Source organism: Moorena sp., from assembly GCF_982860115.1.
Genome location: NZ_CEYLVT010000213.1, coordinates 6,704 through 12,777 on the forward strand (window position 1 = coordinate 6,704; position 6,074 = coordinate 12,777).

Sequence of the window (6,074 nt, forward strand, 5' to 3'; positions counted from 1 at the left end):
TATCGGGTCAGGGGAAACAGTCCCCTGACCCCTTTTTTGGCTCTAGCATTCCTTGCTCAAGATCAGATCCCCAATCGTGATCTAACACTCTCAACAGGACTGCTGCTATAAGGTTTGTTTTTGCCGTCTTCATGTGAATTTTTATAAATGGCTGCGTAAGTTCCTGAGGTTTCCCTGACAACTCTATAGAAGGGGTAAGCCAAGTTAACTGTCGGCAGCTTACCCTTCTAGCTGGAACAACCATTGGCTTCCAGGAAAATTAAGTCAAGTTAAATCAAGGATAAAAACTATGTCAAACATCGACAAAATCACTGGTAATTAATAAGTTTTAACTGAATCTAAATCCCGAAGAAGGGGCTGTCCTATCCTGCCCTTCGGATCTCGGTGATCGGCCATTTTAGTGTAAGATTTTTTCACGGTTAGATAAAGTCGGGGACAAAGCCCCAACTTATCCCCTAGCATTAGCCCTAAAGATGAGATACCCAATTGTCCTCCAACATAGTGAAGAAGACTGCGGTGCAGCTTCCATCGCCACCATTGCCAAGCACTACGGACGTACCTTTGCCATCAGTCGTGTGAGGGAAGCAGTAGGCACTGGCTCCCGAGGAACTACTTTGCTCGGATTGAGCCGAGGAGCAGAAGTCTTGGGATTCAACTCCCGCCAAGTCAAAGCCACTGATCAAATTATTGATCGCATTAATGAAGTACCCTTGCCAGCCATTATCCATTGGAAAGGCTACCACTGGGTGGTATTATATGGCAAAAAACGAAAAAAATATGTGATTGCGGACCCTGGAGTAGGGGTACGCTACCTCACTCGCAGAGAGTTAATCGAGGGTTGGGGTAACGGCATCATGCTGTTACTGACCCCCGACGACAGCCGCTTTTATGAGCAACAGAACGATAAAGTTGGTGGGTTTGGGCGCTTTATTGCCCGGGTCTGGCCCTATCGCTTCATTTTAGCTCAAGCCATTAGCATCAACTTTGCTATTGGACTGCTCTCCCTGGCCTCCCCCTTGATGATGCAACTGCTCACCGATGACGTGCTGGTGCGGGGGGATACCCAACTGCTGACCACCGTGGCCATTGGCGTGATTGCCATGAACCTGTTTAGCAGTGCCATCGGTTTGGTCCAGTCTCACCTGATCGGTCACTTCGGCCAGCGGCTGCAATTAGGGCTGATCATGGAATACGGGCGAAAACTCCTACGCTTGCCCCTATCTTACTTTGAAGGACGGCGCAGTGGGGAAGTGGTCAGCCGCATTGCTGACGTGGATGCTATCAATAATCTAGTTTCCCAAATTGTCCTCGGTTTGCCCAGCCAATTTTTTATTGCCTTGGTTTCCTTGGCCTTGATGATATTCTACAGTTGGGAACTGACTCTGGCTTCGATTGGTGCCTTTGTGATCGTTACTATCGTCAACCTGCTTTTCCTCCCTGCCTTGCGCGCCAAAACCCGCAACATGATCGTCTTGGGCACAGAAAACCAAGGCTTTCTGGTAGAAACGTTTCGGGGGGTGCAGGTGCTCAAAACTACCCCAGCTACCCCTCAAGCTTGGGGAGAGTATCAAAGCAATTACGGTCGCCTGGCCAACCTGGGCTGGGGTATGATGAAGCTGGGGCTTTACAGCAGTACAATCACCAGCATTCTTTCCACATTTACTTCCATTGCTGTACTGTGGTTGGGTAGTTACCTGGTGATCAATCAGACATTATCCATCGGTCAGTTGCTCGCCTACAATGGCATGAGTAGCAACTTTCTGGGCTTCTTGGGGGCGGTAATCGGGCTAGTGGATGAATTTATTACTGCCCAGGTGGTTATCCAACGCCTGACGGAAGTGATCGATGCCACCCCAGAAGATGAGAATGACTTCAAAAAGCCCTGGGCTGAAATTCCCGGCAATGCAGACATTACCTGCAGTAAGCTCAACTTTCACCACTCTGGTAGAGTTGACCTCCTCCAAGATTTCTCCCTCACTATCCCTGGCGGTAAAGTCATTGCCCTGATTGGTAAATCTGGCTGTGGCAAGAGTACCCTGGCCAAAGTGATGGCTGGTTTGTATTCTCTCCAGTCTGGGAATATCCGCTATGGCCTCTACAACCAGCAAGACCTCTCCCTGGAATGCTTGCGGCAGCAGGTAATATTAGTGCCACAAGAACCCCACTTCTGGAGTCGCTCCATCATTGACAATTTCCACTTTAGCTATCCCCAGGTCACTTTTGAGCAGATTGTCAAGGCTTGCGAGATAGCTGGGGCTGACTCTTTCATCAGCGAACTACCCGACAAATATCAAACGGTTTTAGGGGAATTTGGTGCCAATCTCTCTGGGGGCCAAAGGCAACGATTGGCGATTGCTAGAGCTATAGTTACTGACCCACCAGTCCTAATTTTAGATGAATCCACTGGTGCCCTCGATCCAGTCAGCGAAGCTCAAGTGTTAGATCAATTACTATCCTCTCGCCAAGGCAAAACCACTATTATGATTAGTCATCGCCCGAAAGTGATTCAGCGAGCCGATTGGATTATCATGCTCGAAAAAGGAAAATTGCAAATCCAAGGCACTCCAGAAGAGTTACACTCTCTGGCTGGGGATCACTTAGACTTCCTCGATGATTTTGTTCCTTCAAGTAAGAATATAGTCATCTTGGGTTCAGGCTCTGACTCTTCTGTTAATAGTAGTCCTTTTCATGGTAATTCTAACAGTTCTCAATTCGGTGAGATACCTCGTCCTGGGTTTTAGGGAGCAGGAATCCCCCCTAATATCAAGTCTGGTTGAATACCCATAATTAAGGAGAGGGTGGGAGGTGTAGGGAGATGGGGAGCGGTGCGACCCGTGGCGAATTTAATTACGGGTCAAGCGCACCGAGGGAGATTTTTATTAAGGGTAATTATCCTGAAATGATATAACCATCCTACCAGAAGGTGGTAGGGAGAAGTCGTAAAAAATCCTGTGTACCTCATCAGTATAATAATTGCTATATGCTCACTCAAACTGATTAAAACTTCCTTTCAATTTGTCTAAATTTATCTAAATTAAACTTTCATAGTTATTATGATTAGCAATTACGAAAATCAGGTTCTGCCCCCAGTTCAAGAAAACGAATTTTTACCACCAATTGGTCGTTGGATTCAGTTTGGCGGACTGTTTATTGTGGCTACGCTAGCCCTAGCAATTCCCATTGGCTCTGTGACCAAATATAAGGAAACTGTCAAAGCACAGGCTTCTTTCCGTCCTGCCGGTGAATTGCGAATTGTGCAAGCGGCAACAGAGGGTCAGGTGATGAAGATTTCTGTGGAAGAAAATCAAGTGGTCAAAAAAGGAGATGGGCTGGCCACTATCGACGACTCTCGCCTTCAAACTAAAAAAAGCCAACTACAAAGCAATATCGGGCAAGTCCAGTTACAACTGGTTCAAATCAAAGCCCAAATTAGTGCCCTCAATACTCAGATACAGGCAGAAACTAACCGGAGCAACCGTGCTATTGCCTCCGCAGAAGCTGAACTAGAGCGCCGCCGCCGGGACTATCGAGACCGGAAGATTACCACTGTGGCTGAAGTCTCTGAAGCCGAGGCTCAGTTAAGGCAAGCCCAGGAACAATGGCACGGAGCCCAGGCTAGGTTAAAGTCCACCCAGGCCAACTTCAGGTCAACTAAAGCTGCTTTAAACGCAGCCCGGTCGAAGCGAAACCGATATCAGCCCATTGCTGAAGTTGGAGCCCTGTCCCAGGATAGATTTGAGGAAGCACAACTGGTTGTCCAGCAGCAAGAACAAGCGGTGCAGGCGCAAAAAGCTCTAGTTGAAGAGCAAAAACAAACCATAAAACAGCTACAACAAGGGGTTAAGGCAGCTCAAGCCAGACTACAGCGCGCCAAAGCTGCCCTCAATCCCAGCAGCTCAGAAGTAGCGATCGCGTCTGAACGGATTGCCCAAGAAAAAGCCACTGGTGAAGCCACTCTGGCTAGATTAAATAAAGAAAGAGAAGCCCTGATCCAACAGCGGATTGAAATCAGCAAACACTTAGAGCGGGATTCCCGCGAACTTAAACAAGTAGAACTCGACCTCAGCCAAACTGTGATTACTGCCACAGCAGACGGGATTGTTTCTAAGCTAAATTTGCGCAACCCTGGTCAAACTGTGCGCTCTGGAGAGGAAATTGCCCAAATTGTTCCCGGTGATGCACCCTTGAAAATAAAGGCAGTGGTGTCACCAAGCGATATTGGTAAGTTGGCAGAAGGTCAAAAGGTTCACATGCGGGTATCTGCCTGTCCTTATCCAGATTATGGTACCCTCAAGGGTGTAGTCAGCCAAATTTCCGAAGATACTATTAAACCCCAAAGTAATGGTGCTAGGGCAAGTGCTTTAAGCCAGAAGGGGCGTGGTGCTAGTGCTTTCTACGAGGTGACGATCTCTCCAGAAAGCCATGTGCTCGGTAAAGGCAAAAACCAGTGTTCCCTTCAATTGGGAATGGAGGGCAGAGCCGATATTATTTCTAGAGAAGAGACTGTCCTAAGATTCCTACTCAGAAAGGCAAGGCTGGTCACCGACTTGTAATGTGATCTCAAACCTGTTCCCTGTTCAACAGTTCTGGCATGCATGCCAGAACTGTTGATGTAGGTTGATGTATTGAGCAGATTAAGCACCGATTTATACAAGCCTATATTTCTGTAATCATTCAGCCGTTGGCAAAAGGGTGATGGCACCTCAAGTAGCGTGGGCGTAGCGCATAGGCTGATGAATTACATATTTGTCAAACCATTTTCAGTCGAGCTCTTCCTCTATATATCTCTTGATTTCAGGGGCTAATTTCCTAAGATTACGTTGAAAAAAGTTATTCAGGGATGAAATTTTAATTCCTAAAGAATCCGATATCTCTTGCCATTTTTTTTCGTCGAGGTAGGCTAACCCTATCACTTGCAAAGTAGCTGAAGGATGGTTTTTTATATGTTTCTGCAACAGGTTTTCCGGGTCTTCTTTAAAATAGTATCTGACCTGGTCATACAACGTCAGTTCTGTTTCCGGTTGTGCCACAGTCTCTATGGTGAGCGATTCCCCAGTCAGCTCAGACAAGTTTGCGGGCAAAGGCAGAGTGGCTTTAGCCATCTCAAACACTAATGAATCTCCTGTGGTTCGGTCTTTTGCGATTAACTGGCACAACAAAAATAATACTATCAAAAGTTTAGTAACGTTACCGGCATCGGTCTTGTTTGTAATTAAGCCTTTGATGGTCAGTGTTATCCAAACAATCACATGATCTAGTTTGGTGCTTTTAATCAGAGCGCTCAACTGATATTTAATTCTGACAATTTTGCCAGATTGAGCTTGGATAAATGGGTCAGTCAGGTCTTGTTGAGCCTTTTTTAACATCTTATCGAGGCGATAATTGACCCAGGCTATAAATTTTCCTTTTTCTCGATTGTAGTGATTGAGGTTTTGATAAACATAATACAATGTCAGATTCACAGCATCATCATAGACCTCAGGGGAAAATTTGCCTCGATGGTAAAGCTTACCAGAAAGCTTAATGGCATTGAGCAATTCCGTTAAGGCATAAAATCGCTCTGGGGTATTGAGTTGGTGTCGTTGTGCTTCTAGGGCTAGCTGCTGAAGACGACCCTCGTCAAGTACCTTTTTAAAGACACTATCCCGCCAAGACGCCCACTCCTGATCAGAAGTCATTTGTAGATATCGGCTATCAATAGCCTCCTCAAGTTGATGGTTGAGCTGCTGCTTTACGGTCTGATAGATCTCTAGATAGATGCCAGATAGAGGATGACCTGGCCGTGGGCGACACACTTTACGGGTACGCAAAATATGCTCAACTAGTTCTGCCAAAACCTGCTCCCGCTGTTGATTTTCAATCTTATATTGTTTTGATTTAATCATCATATGTTGAATTGGCCTGCTCATGACCATTGATCAGGAATTCTTGTGTAATTAGTTATCAGGGTAATTTCCACGGTTTATGATAAGTAGTCGGACAAAAGTAAAATTAACTGTTGAAATAGGGAGCAGGGAGCAGCTTTCAAGGGTATGTTTTTTACAAAGACGTCAGGTGTGGGGTGTGGGGCGTGG

The 6,074-nt window shown here is 46.2% G+C and carries 3 protein-coding genes; 2 read left to right on the forward strand and 1 reads right to left on the reverse strand.

Going from position 1 to position 6,074, the window contains the following annotated elements; translation table 11 throughout:
* The first annotated feature begins 473 nt into the window (after positions 1–473).
* Both AC4II3_RS26175 and AC4II3_RS26180 read left to right on the forward strand, forming a co-directional pair.
* The gene (locus tag AC4II3_RS26175; protein WP_488015436.1) at positions 474–2,741 is read left to right on the forward strand and encodes a peptidase domain-containing ABC transporter; all 2,268 of its coding nucleotides are present in this window, start codon (positions 474–476) and stop codon (positions 2,739–2,741) included.
* Between the two features lie 312 nt (positions 2,742–3,053).
* Positions 3,054–4,553 (forward strand): HlyD family secretion protein, encoded by a 1,500-nt coding sequence (locus AC4II3_RS26180; RefSeq protein ID WP_488015434.1) that lies wholly within the window; start codon positions 3,054–3,056, stop codon positions 4,551–4,553.
* A gap of 207 nt (positions 4,554–4,760) precedes the next feature.
* On the opposite strand, the gene AC4II3_RS26185 is transcribed toward AC4II3_RS26180, so the two are convergent.
* Complete coding sequence (locus AC4II3_RS26185) at positions 4,761–5,909, reverse strand: hypothetical protein (protein ID WP_490722931.1); 1,149 nt, start codon at positions 5,907–5,909, stop codon at positions 4,761–4,763.
* Positions 5,910–6,074 lie beyond the last annotated feature (165 nt).